We start from the raw sequence: 19,897 nt of genomic DNA, 5'->3' as shown, positions 1-19,897 counted from the left end.
GACAGGGGAATGACAATGACAATCCGCACGACACTCAAATCATCCATCGCCGCCGTCCTGGTGCTCGGCGCCGCCGGTATGGGCTTCGCCACGCAGGCGGCCAACGCCGACGCGCTGGCCGATATCACCAAGGCCGGCAGCATCAATGTCGGCGTCTTCGCCGACTTCCCGCCCTTCTCCTCGGCCAGCGCCGACATGAGCCTCAAGGGCTACGACATGGACGTCGCGCAATACATCGCAGATACGCTCAAGGTGAAGCTCAATCCGGTCGCCGTCACCGGCCAGAACCGCATTCCCTATCTGAACGACCATCGTGTCGACATCCTGATGAGCGTTGGCTATTCGAAGGAGCGCGAGCAGGTCATCGACTTCGCCGCCGCCTACGCCCCCTATTACATCGCGGTGATCGGGCCGGCCGCGATGGCGGTCAAAGGCAAGGAAGATCTTGCCGACAAGTCGATCGCCGTCAATCGCGGCACGCTCGAAGACACCTCGCTGACCGAGGCCGCGCCCGCCTCGGCCGACATCAAGCGTTTCGACAATTATAATTCGGTGATCCAGGCCTTCATCTCCGGCCAGACCCAGCTGATGGTCGTCGGCAACGATGTCGGCGCGCAGGTGCTGGCCAAGCAGGACGCGCTGAAACCGGAGCAGAAATTCCAGCTTCTCACCTCGCCCTCGCATATCGGCCTCAACAAGAATGAGGACGGACTGAAAAAGGCGGTCAACGATGCCATCGCCAAGATGCTGGCCGACGGCAAGCTGGACGAAAGCTCGAAAGCCTGGCTGAAGACGCCGCTCAATCCCGACAACCTCAAGGATTGAGTTTCCGTGGCCTTCGGCTGGCTCCCAGGTGCTGTGGGCGACATTGCCCACGGCGCCGCCACGACGATCCTTTTGATCGCCGTCACAACGCTGGCCGGAACGCTGCTCAGCATCCTTGGCGCCGCGGGACGGCGGAACGGTCCCGTGCCGCTCAAACGGGCGATCGCCTGCTATGTCGAGGTGATGCGCAACACGCCGTTCCTGGTACAGCTGTTCTTCATCTTCTTCGGCCTGCCGAGCCTCGGCATCAGGCTCGATCCGATCCTGGCCGCCATGCTGGCGATGACGCTCAATATGGCGGCTTACACCATCGAGATCGTTGGCGCCGGGCTCGACGCGGTGCCGGGCGGGCAGACGGAAGCAGCCCTTGCGCTCGGGCTGCGCCCGCGCCAGGTGTTCATCAAGATCGTGCTGCCGCAGGCGCTCAAGATCATCTATCCGGCACTCACCAGCCAGATCGTCATCATGATGCTCGAATCGGCCGTGGTGTCGCAGATCGCGGTGCGCGAGCTGACCTATGAGGCCGACATGCTGCAGGCGCGCACCTTCCGCTCGTTCGAGACCTATTTCGTCGTGACGCTGGTCTATCTTTTGCTGTCGATGGCCTTGCGCCGGCTTCTGGTCACAGGCGGGCGCCAGGTTCTGGGGGCTGGCGTGTCATGATCGATTTCACGCTTTGGGACATCATTCGCAACCTTCTCCTGGCCGCCCGGTGGACGGTGTTGTTGTCGCTGGCCGCCTTCATCTGCGGCGCGATTGTCGGCATGATTGTGCTGTTCTTCAGGATATCCAAGAACACATGGAGCCGGCGCATCGCCTCGGGCTACATCGCGCTCTTCCAGGGAACGCCGCTGCTGATGCAGCTCTTCCTGATGTTCTTCGGCCTGCCGATGCTCGGCCTGCGCATCGAGCCATGGACGGCGGCCGTGCTCGGCCTGACCTTCTTCGCCAGCGCCTATCTCGCCGAGATATGGCGCTCCGGTGTCGACGCGCTGCCATTGGGTCAGTGGGACGCCGGCGCCAGCCTCGGCCTGCACTATCTGCAGGAGCTCAGGCTGATCATCCTGCCGCAGGCGTTCTCGATCACCCGCGCGCCGACGGTCGGCTTCCTGGTGCAGCTGATCAAATCGACGGCGCTGACCTCGATCATCGGCTTCGAGGAGCTGGTCAGGACATCCAACGCCATCAACAACGCGACCTTCGAACCGTTCAAGGTCTACGGGCTGGTGGCGCTGATCTTCTTCGTCATGTGCTTTCCACTGACGCAATACGCGCGGCGGCTGGAGAAGCGGGTGCAAGCTCGCTGAGCTGAGAGCATGAGGGCGCAGATGACTGTTGCGCTTCATGTCGGCCGTATGGATCAGCTTCACCATTCCCGAAAGCTGACGTCGCAGGCGGCCGCCTTGGGATCGTGGTGTCGCCACAAGCCGATTCGAGTCTCCGGCGGCAGAAGGCAATCACGGCTTCTCACCATGAGACCGATCGCAATGCGTTGGCAAAATCCTGTCCAATTCACCTGCGGTCAGTCAGTTTTCAATAACGTTTACGGGCTAGGCTCAATCTGGGTTTGTTGCTTTCGGAGGAGTAGCTAACCGGAGGAGCCCAGCTTGGCATCAAAATCAGCGAAGAAGGCGGTAGAAGATTCGGAGTCGGTAGGGCTTGCCGCATTGGCCAAACTGGTCAGGACTTCCTACGGAGGTCGCCAGTCCGATTTGGAAGCTAAACTTCAAAATCTCGAAGCTCAGGCCCTTCGGCTAGCGACTGTCATTGATAACATCTCCCAAGGTATCTGTTTATTCGATCCCGAGGAGCGGTTGATATTATCGAACCCTCGGTACTCTGAAATTTACCGGGTGCCGCCCGAGCGTCTTGTCCCGGGCATTACACTACGGGAGATCGTGGTGCACCGCGTCGCCGCAGGGACATCCGCAATGTCGGTCGACGAATATCTTGCTTTGGCCAGATCAGTTAATTCAGGTGCGATATCGCGAACGTGGGCTGCCGATCTTGCCGACGGACGAACGGTGCAAGTCTATCATCACCCTATGCCGGACGGAGGTTGGGTTTCGACCCACGAGGATGTCACCGAGCTAATCGCTACACGCCAGATAGTCGACGAGCGGATATCGCTGCAGACCTTGATCGACTGGGTACCCGATTATCTTTGGGTCAAAGATTCGGAAAGCCGCTTCATTGTGGCCAATAGGTCGCTCGCAGCTGACAGCGGACGCGAAACGACCCGCGACATGATTGGATTGACAGACTTCGATCTTCACGCCCCCGAACTTGCGAGCAAATTTCGAGCTGACGAATTGAGTGTTCTGCAGACAGGGCAGCCGATGATCGATGAGGAAGAATTCGTTGTCGATCGATCAGGGGCGGGCAAATGGCTTTCCTCAACCAAGGTACCGTTGCGCAACGACCGAAATGACGTCTTTGGCTTGGTCGGCATTGCTCACGACATAACAGGCCGCAAGCGGGAAGACATGCTCCGCACCGGGCAGGCGCAAATCCTTGAGATGATTGCGACCGGCGCGCCGCTGGACGACGTGCTGGACCGCCTGATGCATCTCATGGAATCGCAACTCACGGGGATTCTGGGTTCGGTGCTGCTCCTCGACAAGGAGGGCAGGCATCTGCGGCACGGCGCGGCGCCGAGCTTGGCGGAAGGGTACATAAATGCCATCGATGGAGTCGCCATCGGACCCAAGGTCGGATCTTGCGGGACCGCTGTGTTTCGACGCGAACCGGTTGTAGTTGCGGACATCATGCGAGATCCTCTCTGGGAGGATTATCGCGACCTGGCGGAGAGGTACGGTTACCGCTCTTGCTGGTCCACTCCGATAGTTTCCCACCAAGGCGCTGTTCTGGGTGTCTTTGCAATGTACTCTATGACGGTTCGTGAGCCCGCGGAGGCCGAGACCCGTCTGATCAACTTTACCACTCGCATCGCCGGCATCGCCATTGAGCGCAAGAAGGCGGAAGACCAGATCCACTTCATGGCTAACCATGATGTGCTTACCGGACTGCCCAATCGAGCCCTGCTTCAGGACCGACTTTCGCAAGCGATTTTACACGCCGAAAGATATGATCGCTGGGTTTCGGTCGTCTTCATCGATCTGGACAATTTTAAGCTCATCAATGACACACTCGGCCACAACGCAGGCGACAGGCTGCTAAAAACGGCCGCCGAACGGATGGTGGGGTGCATCAGTTCGACCGATACTATTGTTCGACTTGGCGGTGACGAGTTCGTCCTTGTGCTTTCGGATCAACCGAAGAACGTCGACCTCATCGCAGAAACGCTGCAGAAACTCCGCACAGCAATAGCGGAGCCGCTTCAATTGGGCGACCATTGCGTAAGGGCGACAGCAAGCTTCGGTATCGCAAATTACCCAAAAGATGGAAAAGCCCCGGAAAGCCTCGTGGCCAATGCCGATGCTGCAATGTACCGGGCGAAAGAGGTCGGGCGCGACAACTTCCAGTTCTATGCTCCTGAGTTCAACACCAGAGCCCATGAACGCTTCTTATTGCAGGAAGAGCTTCGAAATGCGCTGGAACGATCAGAGTTCGAACTCTTATATCAGCCGCAGATAGATCTCCGATCCGGGCAGATCATGGCGGTAGAAGCGCTGATACGCTGGACCCATCCAACACACGGGACGATGGCTCCAGTTGGCTTCATCCCCACGGCCGAGGAGACAGGCCTGATCGTGCCCATAGGCGATTGGGTCCTGCATGAGGCTTGTCGACAGAACAAGGCATGGCAAGATATCGGATTGGAGCCGATCACCGTTTCCGTGAATGTCTCGGCTCGCCAGTTCAGTGAAAAAAACCTGGTTGAACGTGTCGTTCACGCGCTCAATGAGAGCGACCTGGAGGGCTGCTATCTCGAACTTGAGCTCACAGAGAGCCTGATCATGCAGGATGTCGGTCTGGCAGTCACAACGATGAACAAACTCCAAAGCTTAGGGGTTCAGATTTCGATCGACGATTTCGGCACAGGGTATTCAAGCTTGACTGCTCTCAAGACATTTCCAATCGCACGGCTAAAAATCGACAAGTCCTTCATCGACGACGTCGCTACGAACGAAGACGATCAGGCGGTCGCGAGTGCCGTCATATCGCTCGGTCAAAAACTCAATATGAGAGTCATTGCGGAAGGAGTTGAGACTGACGAGCAGGTGGCGTTTCTCCGCAAAAACAATTGCGATGAGATGCAGGGTTATCACTTCAGCAAACCGGTGTCCTCCCGACAGATCGAAAGGTTGCTGGAGAGCCGCAGCAGATAGCTCAGATTGCATTGATCACCGGCGCCGACCGAAAAGGCTTCAGCCCTCACGCGATGGCGATCCACACAAAGTGTGAATGAGTAGAGGCGGTCGCGGCGGAGCATCGATTCCCCTGCGCCGTCGAGGAGTTTGCGGAAATCTGGACTGTCCCGACTGAGGGGGCATGACCGCCTACGCGATCTTCGAACCGTTCAAGGTCTACGGCCTGGTCGCACTGATCTTCTTCGCCATGTGCTTTCCACTGACGCAGTATGCCCGCCGCCTGGAGAAGCGCGCGTCGGGGCACTGAGCCGCGAGGACGTTGTATTGACCCGGCATCGACGGCGACTACATCGAGTGATTTCGGTGGTGAAGGCGGCACACGGGGAAGCCGGTTGGCAGCTCCAGCGCTTTACATCTGCGGCCGGGCACCTAGTTTTAGAGTTTCGCGCCGTGCACCTCAGTGCGTGGATGATCGAAACGGGACCGTGACCTCTGGCCGGTCCCCTCAAAAGCTCCCAAAAGGATGACTGCCATGACACAGGCCAAGAATGGCGACACCGTGCGCATCAATTATACTGGACGTCTGGCCGACGGCACTCAATTCGATGCTTCCGGCGGCGAACCGTTGCAATTCACCCTGGGTGAAGGGCAGGTGATCGCCGGTCTCGAAACCCATGTCGAGGGCATGGAGGTCGGCGCGAAAAGCACCGTCACCGTTCCCGCCGAAGCCGCCTATGGCCCCCACCGCCCCGAAGCGGTCATGACCATCGATCGCGCCCGCGTGCCGGATAACATCAATGTCGATATCGGTACTCGATTGCAGGTCAGAACCAGCGAGGGCCGCCCCATGCCGGTGACGGTCGTCGGCGTGAACGACGCCAGCGTCAAGCTCGATGGCAATCATCCGTTGGCCGGAAAGGACCTGGTGTTCGACGTTGAATTGGTCGAGATCGTCCAGGCGGCGTAGTTCTTACGTCAACGGGATGAATCCCGGCTGAAAGGTGGTGGCGGGCAACCGGCGATGGGCTGTTTCAATGCCCGAACGCCAGCGGCGGTGCGATCTGATCCCGCCGCAGCCAGCGCCCCAGAAGCAGGGCCGCCACCACGGCCAGTCCCGACGACAGCCCGATCCAGATGCCGACCCCGTCGAAGCCGAAATGGAAGGCGAGCAGCACGCCGAGCGGCAGGCCGACGCCCCAATAGCCGATCGCTGCATAGATCATCGGCACCTTGGTGTCGTGCAGGCCGCGCAACATGCCGGCGGCCACCGCTTGCGCGCCGTCGAACACTTGGAACAGGGCAGCAAACACCAGGAACGACACGGCAAGCGCGATCACCCTGGCATTGGCCGGGTTGGCGAGATCGATGAAGGCGCTGATCAAAAGGTGCGGCCACAGGACCATTACCAAGCCCATCAGCGCCATGAACGAGACGCCGATGACGAAGGCGGTCCAACCGGCGCGCGACACGCCTTCCGGATTGCCGGCGCCATGGGCAAGACCAACGCGCACCGTCACCGCCTGATTGAGGCCAAGCGGCACCATGAAGGAGATCGAGGCGATCTGGATGGCGATGGCGTGCGCGGCAAGCGAGTCCGCGTCGATCAGGCCCATCAGCAGCGCCGCCGCATTGAAGATCGTCACCTCGAAGGCAAGGATGCCGGCGATCGGCAGGCCGAGCCGCAGCAGGCCCTTGAAGCGCGGCCAGTCGGACCGCCAGAAGCGGCCGAACAGGCGGTAGCGCCGGAACTTCTTCTCCAGCATCACCACCACAGCCATGCCGGTGAACATCAGCGTCGAGGACAGCGAGGTGGCAAGGCCCGAGCCGGCGATGCCCATCGACGGCACGCCGAGATTGCCGAACATGAACACCCAGTTGAAGAAGGCGTTGCAGGCGACGGCGACGAAGACGATGACCAGCGCCCAGCCCGGCCGCTCCAGCGCCGAGATGAACGAGCGCAGCACGATATAGCCATAGAACGGCAGCACCGCCCATTCGAGCCAGCGCAGGTAAATGCCGGCCTGATGCGCCAGGGCCGGTTCCTGGCCCATGGCCAGAAGGATGGCCTCGCCATGCCAGAGCACCAGCCAGATCGGGATCGAGATCAGGATCGCCAGCCACAGGCCCTGGCGCACGGTGCGGCGCAGGTCGCGCACCGAATGGCGGCGACGGCCAAGCTCGGTGGCGATCATCGGCGAGGTCGCCAGCATCAGGCCGAGGCCGAAGATCAGCGGCATGAAATAGAGATTGGCGCCAAGCGCGCCGCTGGCCAGCGTGTCCGGCCCCAGACGCCCCATCATCATGACGTCGGTCGCCGTCATCGCGGTCTGGCCCAGATTGGTCAGCACCATCGGCCAGGCGAGCGCCAGCGTCGCCCTGATTTCCTGACGCCAAAGGTTTTCCGGCGCGCGAGCGCCGGCTTCGATCGCAGACATTGTTCCGCTCTTTCCAGATACGGCACGTCGGCATTAAAGCCGGAAGCCGCATATCAAACGGCAAAACCTTCGGTTTCGCGGCGTTTGCGCCAGCTTTTGGACGAAACGCGACATGAAGGCAAGGGAGGAGGGGCGGGAACAGATTGAGCCAGCACCGTTCCAGGGAAGCGTTGCCTCGTTCCCTTGCCGGCCACGGGCTGTTACGGATTGTCTCGGAGATAGGCAGCCGGCGAACCCGCCGGGAGGAATGGATGGCGTTCAGACAGCGAAAAAACCCGGTTGCGACGCTGCGCACGGCGCCGGCCTTCGAACATATCGTCACCGAGGCGAGCGACAGTTTCCTGTGGCGGCTCGACGACTATCCGTGGGAGCGCAACGTCTGGAACTTCCATCCGGAATACGAAATCCATCTGTTGCGGAAATCCTCCGGCGTGGTCCTGGTCGGCGATCATATCGGCGAGTTCGGGCCGGGTTACCTGACCATCGTCGGCGGCGGGCTGCCGCACGATTGGGTGACGGCGGTGCAGCCGGGCGAACTGATCGAGGGCCGCGACATCGTCCTGCAGTTCGATGCGCAGAGGCTGCGCGGCTCGGCCGGCCTGTTGCCTGAATTGCGCGAACTGGAACCATTCCTGGAGCGGTCGGCGCGCGGCATGGTCTTTCACGGCCGCACCGCGTTGGAAGGCGCCGCGCTTATGGAGCGGATGGGAACCGTGCATGGGCTCGCCCGCCTCTGCCTGTTCCTCGAACTGGTCGATCTCCTCGCCAGGACCGACGAATACGAACTGCTGTCGTCGCCGGATTTCTCGCCGGTCCTGGATGCCGCCTCGTTGGACATCATCCAGCGCGCGCTGACCTATCTCTTCCAGCATTTCGCCGAGGACCTGAAGCTGCCGGAAGTGGCGGAACTCGCGGGGATGACCGAGAGCACGTTCTCGCGCTTCTTCCAGAAGAACACCGGCAACTCCTTCAGCGACCACCTCGCCAAGCTCCGGCTCTGGCAGGCCTGCAAGCTGTTGGCCGACACCGATATTCCGATCACCGACATCTGTTTCCAGGTCGGCTACATGAACATCTCGAACTTCAACCGTGCGTTCATGCGCAAGCACAAGATGACGCCGTCGTCCTATCGCAAGCTGTCGCGGCAGCGGCTGACGATGCGCGCATAAACCGCCATTTCAGGTGCAATCGGTACTCACGTGAATGGTGCCCTGGATGGGCGCCCTTTTTTGCGCTGCACAATGCATAAAAGTACAGGTCTGCTGCAACGGAGCTTCTAGCACGAGCCGCCGCAACTCCGCATTTTGGCGATGGGTGGCATGTCGCTCGGGCGATGGTGAGGATCGCTGAACCGAGGACTTTGCGCTTCCTGCGAAGTGTACCTGGAGGAGAAAGACCATGAAACCAGTTCGGCTCGCTGCCAGCCTTGGCGCAGCTTTTTTGCTTTCCGCTACCGTTTCCACCCTCGCGCTCGCGCAGGCACCTGTCTGCTCGGCGCCGGTCAAGGTGCTGGCTCAGCCACGCGATGGCCTGACCCTTCTGGAGGACTCCAAGGCCGAGTTCGAGAAGCTAGCCGGCGCCGGTTTCCAGATCGATTATCTGAACGAGAACGACCGCCGGGCCAAATCGCGTGCCGATGCGTCCACTGTCGGCAACTACAATGTCTATTATGTCGACGAAGCCAACGTCGCGTTGTTTGCCTCCTCGAAATGGATCGTGCCGCTGACCGATTACTATCCGGCTGACTATGACTACGCCGACTTCGATCCTGGCCGCCAGAAGGTCGCGACCTATGACGGCAAGGTGTGGTTTGCGCCGCTGACCGGTGGCGGCGACCTGATGGTCTACCGCAAGGACGTGCTTGAAGCCGCCGGCATCCAGCCGCCGAAGACGCTGGACGAGCTGATCGCCGATGTGCCGAAGCTGACCAATCCGGACAAGGGCATGTACGGCATCGCGCTGCGAGGCGCACGCGGCTCGGGCGCCAATGTCTGGCGCTGGATGCCGTTCTTCAAGGCCTATGGCGGCCAGTGGTTCGACGGCGACAAGCCGGCATTCAACTCGGATGCGGCGGTCAAGGCAACCGAGACCTACCTGAAGCTGTTCAAGGATTCTGCGCCCGGCACGCAGACCGGCAGCTGGGATGAATCGACCGGCGCCTTCCTGTCGGGCCAGGTCGCCATCCTCGTCGAATCGACGCCGCTGTCGGGCATGGCGGTCGACCCGAAGACCTCGCAAGTGGTCGGCAAGATCGGCTTCCTGCCGCCGCCCTCGCCGCTCACCGGCGGCGGCTATGGCCATGGCCTCGCCATCGCCACGAAAGCCAACGCCGACGATGCCTCGAAGAAATGCGCCGGCCTGTTCATTGCCTGGGCGACTTCGAAGGAAAACGAGAAGCGCCGGCTCGATGCCCACCAGTTCGGTGAGCTGAACCGCACCAGTGTCCTGTCCAGCAAGGAATTCGCCGATATCTACGGCGCCGATCTCGGGCAGGCGCTGGCCGAAACCGGCAAGGTCACGGCGGTCAACTTCTGGCAGGATCCGCGCTGGCCGGATCTCGGCGACCGCTGGGGCATCATCCTCGAGGAACTGGTCACCGGCACCCGCACCGACATCAAGGGCGGCCTCAACGAGCTCGAGGCCTATGCCAACGATCTGGTGAAGAAATAAGCTATCCTCCCCCCGCGGCGCACGGTCCAAGGCATTCAAGCGGATGTCGGGACCTGTGCGCCGCGGGTTCCCATCATTGCCGTTCGAGCCAGCCATCGCGAAAAGGTCCAGCCATGCTCAATCGCTCGAGACGCAGCCAGGGATAGACAGATGCCACGACGCTCTTCCTTGCCGGTCACATTTGTGGTGCCGACGCTCGTCATTCTCTTGATCCTGTCGATGGTGCCGACACTCTATGCCATTGTCATCGCCCTGCAGAACCGCGAGCTCTCTTCGACAGCCTATTCCTATGTCTGGCTCTCGAATTTCGCCGACCTGTTCGCCGACCGGCGTTTTCTCAACGCTGTCTGGGTGTCGGTGAAATGGGAGTTCGTCACTGTTGTCGCGACGATGGCCGTGGCCATTGGCCTCGGCGTCCTGATGTTCGAGGTCGCCAGCCCACGCCTGCGCAATGTCTACTGCCTGCTGTTCATCATCCCGGTGCTGCTGCCGCGCGTTTCGGCGGCCTTCGTCTGGAAGTTCGCCTATCACCCGCTCTACGGCATCGCCACCTACCCTTATCGCCTGCTGACCGGCGGGCTGATCTTCGACCCACTGTCCAAGCCGGCGACGGCGTTGTTCGCCGTCGCCTCGGTCGATGTCTGGCAATGGGGCCTGTTCTTCGCCGTCATCGTCCTGAAATTGCTGGAAACGCTGCCGCCGCAGCCGATCGAGGCCGCGCGGCTCGACCATGCCAGGCGCTGGCAGATCCACGCCTATGTGACCTTGCCGATGCTCAAGGCGCCGCTGATCAGCCTGATGTTCGTCAAGATGATCGAATCGCTGCGCTCCTTCGACCTGATCTATGTCATGACCCGCGGCGGTCCGGGCGTGGCCACCGAAACGCTCGACATGTACGCCTTCTCGCAAGGCTTCATCGAATCCGGCAAGGTGTCCTACGCCTCGGCGATGGCCGTGCTGATGATGATCGCCACCGTCATCACCTTCACCATGCTGTGGAAGCGGGTGCAGGCATGAGGCCGGGTAGGCTCATCGGCAAGGCCGTGCTGGCATTTGCCGGCTTCATGGCTGTGTTTCCGCTGCTGTGGACAGCGCTCAATTCGCTGAAGAACAATGTCGACATCATCACCCGCGTCCCGCGCCTGGTGTTCACGCCGACCCTTGCCAATATCAGCTACATCATCGGCCGCGACAGCGTCATGACCGGTCTCTACAACTCGGTCATCGCCTGCGGGGTCGCGGTGCTGATCGGCGTGGTGCTCGGCCTGCCGGCCGCCTACGCCGTCGCGCGCTATCCCAACCGCTGGGCCGGCGACATCCAGTTCTTCGTGCTGTCGCTGCGCTTCCTGCCGCCGGTGGCGGTCGCCATCCCGCTGATGGTGATCTGGCTTCAGCTCGGGCTCTACGACACGCTGGCGGCGCTGATCGTCACCTATTCGCTGCTCACCATCTCGGTGATCATGTGGCTGGCCATTCCCGCCTTCCAGGCCGTGCCGAAGGAAGTCGAGGAAGCTGCCTTCGTCGATGGCTACGGCGCCTATTCGGTGTTCTGGCGGATCGCGCTGCCCGTGGCTGCCCGCTCCCTGGCGGGCGCGGTCGCCTTCAGCTTCGTGCTGGTCTGGAACGAGTTCCTGATCGCGCTGATGCTGTCCAGTTCCAACGCCAAGACCTTGCCGATCGTCGCTTCGGAACTGTCCCAGCAAGGCATGAACGTGCCGTGGGGGATACTCAACGCCTCGGTCGTGCTTTTGTCGCTGCCGCCGCTTTTGTTTCTCGGCGTGCTCAGCGGCTTCCTGAATTCCGTTTTCCGGCAAAAAAAGACTTGAAGCGAGGACGATACGATGCGGGCACTGGTGCTTGAGAAGAAGGGTGAGCTGGTCTTGCGCGAGATCGCGTTGCCGCTCGATGTCGGGCCGGACGACGTCAGGATCGCCATCCACACGGTCGGTGTCTGCGGCAGCGACGTGCATTACTACACCCACGGCGCCATCGGCAGCTATGTCGTGCGCGCGCCCATGGTGCTCGGCCACGAAGCGTCCGGAACGATTATCGAAATCGGCGCCAATGTCAGGACGCTGAAGGTCGGCGACCGCGTCTGCATGGAGCCGGGCGTGCCGAACCTGTCGTCGCGCGCGACAAAGCTCGGCATCTACAATGTCGACCCGGACGTCACCTTCTGGGCGACGCCGCCGGTGCATGGCATTCTCGCCCCTGAAGCCGTCCATCCGGCCGCGTTCACCTACAGGCTGCCGGACAATGTCTCCTTCGCCGAAGGCGCGATGGTCGAACCTTTCGCCATCGGCATGCAGGCGGCCGCCCGCGCACGCATCGTTCCGGGCGACGTCGCCGTCGTCGTCGGCTGCGGCCCGATCGGCATCATGATCGCGTTGGCGTCCCTCGCCGGCGGGTGCTCGAAGGTGCTGATTTCCGACTTCTCCGCCCCCAAGCTCGAAATCGCGGCGCGTTATCCCGGCATCGTCCCGGTCAATATCGGCGAACAGTCGCTGGCCGATGCGGTGGCGGTAGCGACCGACAATTGGGGGGCCGATATCGTTTTCGAGGCCAGCGGCAGCCCAAAGGCGTTCACCAATTTGTTCGACGTCGTGCGCCCCGGTGGCGCGGTGGTGCTGGTCGGGCTGCCGGTGGAGCCTGTGTTGCTCAACGTGCCGGCGGCCATATCGAAGGAAGTACGCATCGAGACGGTGTTCCGCTACGCCAACATCTTCGACCGCGCCTTGCAGCTCATCGCATCGGGCAAGGTCGACCTCAATCCGCTGATCACCGGCACCTATGATTTCTCCGACAGCATCGCGGCGTTCGAGCGGGCGGCGGCGGGCAAGCCGGAAGACGTCAAGCTGCAGATCCTGATTTCGAGCGAGAAGGCCTGACCAGAGCATGTCCGCGATCGTCTGTTCCCATGTCGACAAATCCTACGGCGCCACGTCAGTCATCCGTGACCTGAATCTCGCCATCGAGGATCACGAGTTCGTCGTCTTCCTCGGCCCATCCGGCTGCGGCAAGTCGACCCTGCTCAGGATGCTGGCCGGCCTGGAGGACATCAGCGGCGGCGAGGTCTCGATCGGCGGCAAAGTGGTCAACGACCTCGATCCCGGCGATCGCGGCATCGCCATGGTGTTCCAGAACTACGCGCTCTACCCGCACATGACGATCTTCGACAACATCGCCTTCGGCCTGAAGCGGCAGAAGGTGCCGAAGACCGAGATACAGCAGCGCGTCGAGGCGGTCTCGAAGACCCTGGGTCTCGACCCCTATCTCGGCCGCAAGCCCGCCGAACTGTCCGGCGGCCAGCAGCAGCGCGTCGCCATTGCCCGTGCCATGATCAAGACGCCGAAAGTCTTCCTGTTCGACGAGCCGCTGTCCAATCTCGATGCCAAGCTGCGCAACCACATGCGCGTCGAGATCGCCCGGCTGCACCAGTCGTTGAACACGACCACCGTCTACGTCACCCACGACCAGCTGGAGGCGATGACGCTCGCCGATCGCATCGTGCTGCTGCGCGACGGCAGGATCGAGCAGATCGGCTCGCCGGCGGAAATCTACGAGCGGCCGGGCAATCTGTTCGTTGCCGGCTTCATCGGAACGCCGAACATGAATTTCATCGAGGTGACGGTGGGCCGGAAAGGCAATGGCTGGACGCTGACCAATGGCGCAACTGTCTTCACCGTCGATGGCTCGCGCTTCAAGCTTCAGCAGGGCGAGCAGGCGGTGCTTGGGATCCGGCCTCCCGATCTGAGGATCGCGGCAGCCGACCGCTCCGAAAATATCCTGGCGGGAACGGCCGATCTCATCGAATTCCACGGCAACGATGCGCTGGTGACGTTCGCTCTCGGCGGCAAGGAGATCAGCGCGCTGGTATCAAGCCGCGCCTGTCCCGTTGTCCGCAGCGATGTCCGCTATACGTTCGACGAATCGAACATGCATCTGTTCGATGCCAAATCCGGCCTGTCCTTGCTGGCACGGTAAGGCGCGTTCTACCGGATCGCGTCGAGCGCCTGCCGCTGCCGGTGCATCTCGAGGAAGATCCGGTAATCACGATCGAAACGGGCGCCGGCGGCCGGGTTCGCGGCGCGCGTCTTGCCGCCCTGCTGCATGGCGAGGCAGGCCGCGTTGAGGTCGGGGAACAGCCCGGCCGCGGTCGCCGCCACCATGCCGGTGCCGAGCAGCACCGCCTCGTCGGCCAGCGGCTCGACCACCGTGCAGCGGGTGGCGTCGGCATAGAGCTCCATCAGGAGCGGGTTCTTGGTGTGGCCGCCGGTGACATGCAGCGTGTCGATCAGATAGCCGTTCTCGTTCAGCGCCTCCAGCACATGGCGCACGCCGAGCGCGATACCGACGGCGGTGCGCCAGTATAGCTTGCACAGACTGTCGAAGGAGGAATCCAGCGTCAGTCCGCTGACCACGCCCACGGCATGTGGGTCGGCGAGCGGCGAGCGGTTGCCGTGAAAGTCCGGCAGCACGTGCAGCCTTGCGGCGAGATTGTCACCTTCGGCGGCGCGCAGTTCGGCGACACGCTTGGCGATCCTGGCATGCATCGCTGCGTCCGGTTCGCCGCCGGCGCCATGCCAGCGGATGATGTGGTCGAGCAGGGCGCCGGTCGCCGACTGGCCGCCTTCCGACAGCCACAGCTTCGGCAGCGCCGCGCCGTAGTAAGGCCCCCAGACGCCGGCGAAAGGCTGCGGGTCGGGCGACATCGCCATGACACAGGAGGATGTGCCGGCGATCAGCGCCAGATGCCGGCCGATATTCTGCTCGTCGCCGGCAAAGCCGCCGAGCACGCCGAGCGCGCCGGCATAGGCATCGATGACCCCGGCGCCGACCCGGCATTTTTCGGTGAGACCGAGCTCGTCTGCGGCTCGTGCCGTCAACGAGCCGATGTAGCCGCCGACGGGGCTCGCCCGCTCGGGCAGATTGCCGTGTTCGAACAGGTCATCGAGGCCGACGAGCGCAAAGAAATCGCGCTGCCATGCGGCGTCTTCGTGTGCCAGATAAGTCCACTTGGCCGTCAGCGTGCATTGCGATCTGGCCAGGGATCCCGTCGCTTGCCAGGTCAGGAAGTCAGTGAGGTCGAATAGATAGCCGGCTTCATTCCATGTCTTCGGCAGGTTGCGCTTCAGCCACATAAGCTTCGGCGTCGCCATTTCCGGCGACATGACGCCACCGATATAGTTGAGCACCTCGTGGCCGCTCGCCGTGCATTCGTCGGCTTCGGCGATGGCGCGGTGGTCGAGCCAGACGATGGTGTCCCAACGCTTGTCGCCGGTGGTCGAAATGCTGAGCTGACCGCCCTGCCGGTCGCGCACCACCAGCGAACAGGTGGCGTCAAAGGAGATGCCGGCAATATCCCCAGCGGCGACGCCGGCCTTTTCGCGCGCCGCACGCACGGCGGCGCAGACGGCCGACCAGATATCGCGCGAATCGTGCTCGGCGTGATCGGCCTTCGGCTGGTTCATGGCGATCGGCCGCTCGGCGCGGCCGAGTAAGCTGCCACCAGTGTCGAGAATGCCCGCGCGGGCGCTCCCGGTGCCGACATCGACCGCGCAAACAAACTGTTTCGTCAAGATGCTCTAACTCTCGCTCCCAGGCCTGCAATCAGATCGGGCAATTGCAGCATGTCAGCGAATATAAAGTCCGGTTCACTCGACGCAAGCCGCGCTTTCAGTGCGGGGTTGCCGGCATGCGCACCGCCGGTGAAGGCAAACACGCGCATGCCCGCCGCCCGCGCTGCCGCGATGCCCGCCGGACTGTCCTCGATGACCAGGCATTTGCGCGGATGCGCCCGCATGCTGGCGGCGGCATGCAGGAAAAGGTCGGGCGCCGGCTTTCCCTTGGCCACCATGGCGGCGCTGAACAGATGCGGCTCCAACAGCCCGAGCAGGCCGGTGACGTCGAGCGCGTAGCGGATGCGTTCCAGCGTCCCGGAGGAGGCGACGCAGAACGGCAGGCCGAGCTTCGGCAGCACCTCGCTGATGCCGGGGATCGGCTTCAGCTCTTCACGAAACTTTCGCATCAGGTCGACGCGCATGGCGGTGAGGTGCTGGTCGCTGATCTCCAGGCCGAAGTCGCGGCCGAGGATTTCGCGCACGCTTTTCATGCTCTTGCCCAGGAAATGCTCGTAGGCGGCGTCCTCGCCGACATTGCCGCCGGCCAGTGCGATCATGCCGAGCAGCGCCGAAACGGAGAGCGCCTCGCTGTCGACCAGCACGCCATCGCAGTCGAAGATGACCAATTCAGGCGTCATGGGCGTCGACGGCCCTCAGAGCTTGCCGGCGATGTAGCGTGCCAGCGTGGCGCGCGCGCCATTCGCCCACAGCACGTTGAGCGCATGGGCAAAGGCCTCGACGAACGCCGTCGCGCGGCCGACATCGCCATAGATGTCCTCCATGGCAAGCCAGGCGGCGGGCGCGTCCTTTGCCGCCTTGGCCGTTGCCTGCATCCGGTCCCAGCTCGGGTCGTTGGGCTCGATGACGGCGCCGCTGTCCGACGTGCCGAAGCAGTAACGGCACCAAAGCGCCGATTCCAGCGCCAGACCCGCGACGCCGTTTCCGGCCTTCAGCCGGTCGGCGATGGTCGGGATGATGAATTTCGGCTGGCGGTTGGAGCCATCGAGGCAGAGCCTGCGCACCGTGTCGCCGATCTTCGGGTTGGAGAAGCGCTTCTCGATGAGCTGGTAGTAGTCTTCCAGCACCGTGTCCGGTACCGGCGGCACGGTCGGAATGATCTCGTCGTGCTCGAGCTTGTCGAGAAAGCCGCGCACCAGCGGCTCTCGCATCGCCTCATGGACGAAATGGATGTCCATCAGCCCGGCCGGATAGGCGATGGTGGCGTGGCCGCCATTGAGGATGCGGATCTTCATCAGCTCGTAGGGCGCGACATCCCTGACGAATTGTACGCCGACCTTTTCCAGCGGCGGACGGCCATCGGTGAAATGGTCTTCCAGCACCCACTGCCGGAACGGCTCGCAGAACACCGGCCAGCCGTCCTCGACGCCAAAGTCCTTGGCCAGGATGTCGCGCTCGCGATCGGTGGTGGCTGGCGTGATGCGATCGACCATGCCGTTCGGGAAGGCGACATGCTCGCTGACCCAGGCCGCCAGATCCTCGTCGATCAGGCGGGCCAGGCCAATGACCCCATCCGACGTGACGTGGCCATTGTGGGGGATGTTGTCGCAGGACATCACGGTGAACGGCACGATGCCGTCGTCGCGGCGGCGCATCAGGCCGGCGAGGATGATGCCGAACACCGTCTTCGGCGTGGCGCCCGGTTGCGCGTCGGCGACGATGTCGGGATGGGCCGAGTTGAAGACGCCGGACGCCGGATCGATAAAATAGCCGCCTTCGGTGATGGTCAGCGAAACGATCTTGATCGCCGGGTCGGCCAGCCTCTCGATGATTTCAGCCGCATCGCCCGGCATCAGGAAGTCGATCATGGCGCCGGTGACGCGGGCGCTCATGTGACCTTCATCCTGCTCGACCACCGTGGTCAGCCAGTCCTGCTCTTCCAGCTTGCCGCGGCCGATCTTCTCGCCCTCGAATACGCCGGCGCCGACCAACGCCCAGTCATGGCCGATGCCCGCATTGAACAAATCGTCGAGATAGACGGCCTGGTGCGAGCGATGGAAATTGCCGACGCCGAAATGCACGATGCCGGCCTTGAGCTTCGAACGGTCGTATTTCGGTCCGGCGACGTTGGCCGGAAGCCTGGCGAGATTGGAGGAAGAGAGTTTCACGGTCATCTGCTTACCCTTTGGCCGGGCTCCGGCCTTCGTTACGCTCCTCTCCCCGTCTTCTACGGGGAGGGCAAAGGCGAGGGCGGCGCATCATCGGTACGAATGCTCGCCTCTCACTGGACTGTCGGCCTCCTCTCCCCGCGGAGGTACGGGAAGAAGAGGCCGTCCCCCCTCAACTCATCCACTGGCCGCCATCGACATTGTAGGTCTGGGCGACGATGTATTCGGCGTCGTCGCTGGCCAGGAACACGGCCATGCCGGCGAGATCCTCCGGTCGGCCCATGCGGCCGTAAGGCACGCCTTCGCCGACCAGTCTTTTCTTCTCGCCCTTGGGCCGGTTCTCGTATTTGGCGAACAGCGCATCGACCTGATCCCACATATCGCTGTCGACGACGCCGGGCGCGATGCCGTTGACGTTGATGCGGTGCTTGATCAGGTCGAGCCCGGCCGACTGGGTCAGCGAGATGACGGCGGCCTTGGTGGCGCAATAGACGCCGACAAGGGCCTCGCCGCGCCGCCCGGCCTGGCTCGCCATGTTGATGATCCTGCCGCCCTTGCCACACGCGATCATCGAGCGGGCCGCAGCCTGCAGCATGAACAGCGTGCCGGCGACATTGACGGAGAACAGTTTCTCGTAGCTTGCCCGCGATATCTCGACGATCGGCGCCAGGTCGAACAAGGCGGCGTTGTTGATCAGGATGTCGAGGCCGCCGGTCCTGGTCTCGACCGCCTTCACCGCCGCATCGATGGAGGACTGGTCCGTGACATCGAGTTTCACGGCGTAGGCTTTGGCACCGATCTCGGCGGCTGTCTTCTGCGCAGCTTCCAGGTTGATGTCGGCAATCGCCACGACAGCGCCTTCGCGCGCGTAGGCTTCGGCGAAGGCCCTGCCGATGCCACGGGCCGAACCCGTGATCAGCGCCGATTTGCCGTTCAACCTCACTGCACCATTGCCTTTCCGTCGGCGCCGAAGCGATGCAGCTTGGCCTTGTCGGGCGTGAGATAGATGGTGTCGCCGTGATGAACCGCCAGCTCGCCGTCGGCGCGCACCGTCAGCGGCCCGACGCCATCGGCCTGGACATGCAGGAACGTGTCCGATCCCAGATGCTCGGCGACACCGACGGTCGCCTTCCATTCGCCCGCCGTGGTCGAGATTTCCATGTGCTCGGGACGGATGCCGACGGTCTTGGCGCCATGTTTGGCCGCCGGTGCGCCTTCGATGAGGTTCATCTTCGGCGAGCCGATGAAGCCGGCGACGAAAAGGTTGCGCGGCGTCTTGTAGAGCTCCATCGGCGAGCCGACCTGCTCGATGTTGCCGGCGTTGAGCACGACGATCTTGTCGGCCATGGTCATGGCTTCGACCTGGTCGTGGGTGACATAGATCATCGTGGTTTTGAGCTGATGATGCAGTTCGCTGATTTCCAGCCGCATCGTGCCCCGTAGTGCGGCGTCGAGGTTGGACAGCGGCTCGTCGAACAGGAAGGCCGATGGCTGGCGCACGATGGCGCGGCCGATGGCGACGCGCTGGCGCTGGCCGCCCGAGAGCTGGCCCGGCCGGCGCTCGAGATAGTTGGTGAGGTTGAGCACGCGCGCCGCATCCTTCACCTTCTTGTCGATGGTGGCCTGGTCCTCGCCCGCCATCTTCAGCGGGAAGGCGATGTTCTTGGCCACCGTCATATGCGGGTAGAGCGCGTAGGACTGGAACACCATGGCGAGCTTGCGCTTGGCCGGCGCCTCGCCGGTGACATCACGGCCATCGATGTTGATGGTGCCGCCGCTGGTGTCCTCCAGCCCGGCGATCAGCCGCAGCAGCGTGGACTTGCCGCAACCGGACGGACCGACGAAGACGACGAACTCGCCATTCTCGATGACCAGGTCGAGGCCGGGGATGATGGACGTCGATCCAAAGGATTTGGAGACGTTCTTGAGCGTGATGTTTCCCATGG

The 19,897-nt window shown here is 62.6% G+C and carries 17 protein-coding genes and 1 pseudogene; 12 read left to right on the top strand and 6 right to left on the bottom strand.

The genetic code is table 11. The annotated features are described in order from the left end of the window. Positions 1-15: 15 nt before the first annotated feature. The 6 genes and pseudogenes from X741_RS163935 (at position 16) to X741_RS163955 (ending at position 6,066) form a co-directional block, all read left to right on the top strand. Complete coding sequence (locus X741_RS163935) at positions 16-825, top strand: transporter substrate-binding domain-containing protein (protein ID WP_023776077.1); 810 nt, start codon at positions 16-18, stop codon at positions 823-825. A 6-nt stretch (positions 826-831) separates the two neighbouring features. Next, positions 832-1,488: an amino acid ABC transporter permease gene (locus X741_RS163940; protein WP_023765502.1), complete on the top strand. Its 657-nt coding sequence runs from the start codon at positions 832-834 to the stop codon at positions 1,486-1,488. After that, positions 1,485-2,132 carry an amino acid ABC transporter permease gene (locus tag X741_RS163945; protein ID WP_023776076.1) on the top strand — a complete coding sequence of 216 codons (648 nt, stop codon included), beginning with the start codon at positions 1,485-1,487 and terminating at the stop codon, positions 2,130-2,132. Before X741_RS163940 ends, X741_RS163945 begins: the two co-directional genes overlap by 4 nt. Before the next feature lie 300 nt (positions 2,133-2,432). After that, a complete protein-coding gene (locus tag X741_RS163950; RefSeq protein ID WP_023776075.1) occupies positions 2,433-5,117 on the top strand; it encodes an EAL domain-containing protein in 2,685 nt (894 codons plus the stop codon). A 181-nt stretch (positions 5,118-5,298) separates the two neighbouring features. Then, a pseudogene (locus tag X741_RS1000000169470) lies at positions 5,299-5,406 on the top strand (amino acid ABC transporter permease); the annotation flags it as partial. 225 nt (positions 5,407-5,631) lie between these two features. After that, positions 5,632-6,066, top strand: a complete 435-nt coding sequence (locus X741_RS163955; protein ID WP_013891815.1) for a peptidylprolyl isomerase — start codon at positions 5,632-5,634, stop codon at positions 6,064-6,066. 64 nt (positions 6,067-6,130) lie between these two features. Here the strand turns inward: X741_RS163955 and X741_RS163960 are convergent, their stop codons facing one another. Then, the gene (locus X741_RS163960; RefSeq protein ID WP_023776073.1) at positions 6,131-7,534 is read right to left on the bottom strand and encodes an MATE family efflux transporter; all 1,404 of its coding nucleotides are present in this window, start codon (positions 7,532-7,534) and stop codon (positions 6,131-6,133) included. Positions 7,535-7,785: 251 nt separating this feature from the next. On the opposite strand from X741_RS163960, the gene X741_RS163965 reads away from it, so the two are divergent. The 6 genes from X741_RS163965 to ugpC all read left to right on the top strand — a co-directional run bounded on the left by X741_RS163965 (position 7,786) and on the right by ugpC (position 14,188). Continuing rightward, complete coding sequence (locus tag X741_RS163965; protein ID WP_023776072.1) at positions 7,786-8,703, top strand: AraC family transcriptional regulator; 918 nt, start codon at positions 7,786-7,788, stop codon at positions 8,701-8,703. 229 nt (positions 8,704-8,932) lie between these two features. Beyond that, positions 8,933-10,204: a sugar ABC transporter substrate-binding protein gene (locus X741_RS163970; RefSeq protein ID WP_023776071.1), complete on the top strand. Its 1,272-nt coding sequence runs from the start codon at positions 8,933-8,935 to the stop codon at positions 10,202-10,204. Between the two features lie 150 nt (positions 10,205-10,354). Beyond that, on the top strand, positions 10,355-11,221 hold the full coding sequence (locus tag X741_RS163975; RefSeq protein ID WP_023776070.1) for a sugar ABC transporter permease: 867 nt from the start codon (positions 10,355-10,357) through the stop codon (positions 11,219-11,221). Then, positions 11,218-12,030, top strand: coding sequence for a carbohydrate ABC transporter permease (locus tag X741_RS163980; RefSeq protein WP_023765510.1), 813 nt, complete (start codon positions 11,218-11,220; stop codon positions 12,028-12,030). The genes X741_RS163975 and X741_RS163980 overlap by 4 nt, the downstream gene beginning before the upstream one ends. 15 nt (positions 12,031-12,045) lie before the next feature. Continuing rightward, positions 12,046-13,092: an NAD(P)-dependent alcohol dehydrogenase gene (locus X741_RS163985; protein ID WP_023776069.1), complete on the top strand. Its 1,047-nt coding sequence runs from the start codon at positions 12,046-12,048 to the stop codon at positions 13,090-13,092. A gap of 7 nt (positions 13,093-13,099) precedes the next feature. Then, positions 13,100-14,188, top strand: coding sequence for a sn-glycerol-3-phosphate ABC transporter ATP-binding protein UgpC (gene ugpC / locus X741_RS163990; protein WP_023776068.1), 1,089 nt, complete (start codon positions 13,100-13,102; stop codon positions 14,186-14,188). Between the two features lie 8 nt (positions 14,189-14,196). On the opposite strand, the gene X741_RS163995 is transcribed toward ugpC, so the two are convergent. The 5 genes from X741_RS163995 to X741_RS164015 form a co-directional block, all read right to left on the bottom strand. Beyond that, positions 14,197-15,783, bottom strand: coding sequence for an FGGY-family carbohydrate kinase (locus X741_RS163995; RefSeq protein ID WP_023776067.1), 1,587 nt, complete (start codon positions 15,781-15,783; stop codon positions 14,197-14,199). Beyond that, on the bottom strand, positions 15,780-16,463 hold the full coding sequence (locus tag X741_RS164000; protein ID WP_023776066.1) for an HAD family hydrolase: 684 nt from the start codon (positions 16,461-16,463) through the stop codon (positions 15,780-15,782). Before X741_RS164000 ends, X741_RS163995 begins: the two co-directional genes overlap by 4 nt. Positions 16,464-16,478: 15 nt before the next feature. Beyond that, positions 16,479-17,957, bottom strand: a complete 1,479-nt coding sequence (locus X741_RS164005; protein WP_023776065.1) for a mannitol dehydrogenase family protein — start codon at positions 17,955-17,957, stop codon at positions 16,479-16,481. A 166-nt stretch (positions 17,958-18,123) separates the two neighbouring features. Further along, entirely contained in the window at positions 18,124-18,894 is a 771-nt protein-coding gene (locus tag X741_RS164010; protein WP_023776064.1) for an L-iditol 2-dehydrogenase, read from the bottom strand. Continuing rightward, positions 18,891-19,895, bottom strand: coding sequence for an ABC transporter ATP-binding protein (locus X741_RS164015; protein ID WP_023765515.1), 1,005 nt, complete (start codon positions 19,893-19,895; stop codon positions 18,891-18,893). The genes X741_RS164010 and X741_RS164015 overlap by 4 nt, the downstream gene beginning before the upstream one ends. Positions 19,896-19,897 lie beyond the last annotated feature (2 nt).

It is taken from the genome of Mesorhizobium sp. LNHC221B00 (assembly GCF_000502935.1).
Taxonomy (GTDB): domain Bacteria; phylum Pseudomonadota; class Alphaproteobacteria; order Rhizobiales; family Rhizobiaceae; genus Mesorhizobium; species Mesorhizobium opportunistum.
This window is presented reverse-complemented; position numbering and strand designations above follow the sequence as displayed.

Bases quoted from the DNA above. Each gene is read 5' to 3' on its own strand.
- X741_RS163935 (WP_023776077.1), top strand. From the start codon at position 16: ATGACAATCCGCACGACACTCAAATCATCCATCGCCGCCGTCCTGGTG.
- X741_RS163945 (WP_023776076.1), top strand. From the start codon at position 1,485: ATGATCGATTTCACGCTTTGGGACATCATTCGCAACCTTCTCCTGGCC.
- X741_RS163955 (WP_013891815.1), top strand. From the start codon at position 5,632: ATGACACAGGCCAAGAATGGCGACACCGTGCGCATCAATTATACTGGA.
- X741_RS163960 (WP_023776073.1), bottom strand. From the start codon at position 7,534: ATGTCTGCGATCGAAGCCGGCGCTCGCGCGCCGGAAAACCTTTGGCGT.
- X741_RS163965 (WP_023776072.1), top strand. From the start codon at position 7,786: ATGGCGTTCAGACAGCGAAAAAACCCGGTTGCGACGCTGCGCACGGCG.
- X741_RS163970 (WP_023776071.1), top strand. From the start codon at position 8,933: ATGAAACCAGTTCGGCTCGCTGCCAGCCTTGGCGCAGCTTTTTTGCTT.
- X741_RS163975 (WP_023776070.1), top strand. From the start codon at position 10,355: ATGCCACGACGCTCTTCCTTGCCGGTCACATTTGTGGTGCCGACGCTC.
- X741_RS163980 (WP_023765510.1), top strand. From the start codon at position 11,218: ATGAGGCCGGGTAGGCTCATCGGCAAGGCCGTGCTGGCATTTGCCGGC.
- X741_RS163985 (WP_023776069.1), top strand. From the start codon at position 12,046: ATGCGGGCACTGGTGCTTGAGAAGAAGGGTGAGCTGGTCTTGCGCGAG.
- ugpC (WP_023776068.1), top strand. From the start codon at position 13,100: ATGTCCGCGATCGTCTGTTCCCATGTCGACAAATCCTACGGCGCCACG.
- X741_RS164000 (WP_023776066.1), bottom strand. From the start codon at position 16,463: ATGACGCCTGAATTGGTCATCTTCGACTGCGATGGCGTGCTGGTCGAC.
- X741_RS164005 (WP_023776065.1), bottom strand. From the start codon at position 17,957: ATGACCGTGAAACTCTCTTCCTCCAATCTCGCCAGGCTTCCGGCCAAC.
- X741_RS164015 (WP_023765515.1), bottom strand. From the start codon at position 19,895: ATGGGAAACATCACGCTCAAGAACGTCTCCAAATCCTTTGGATCGACG.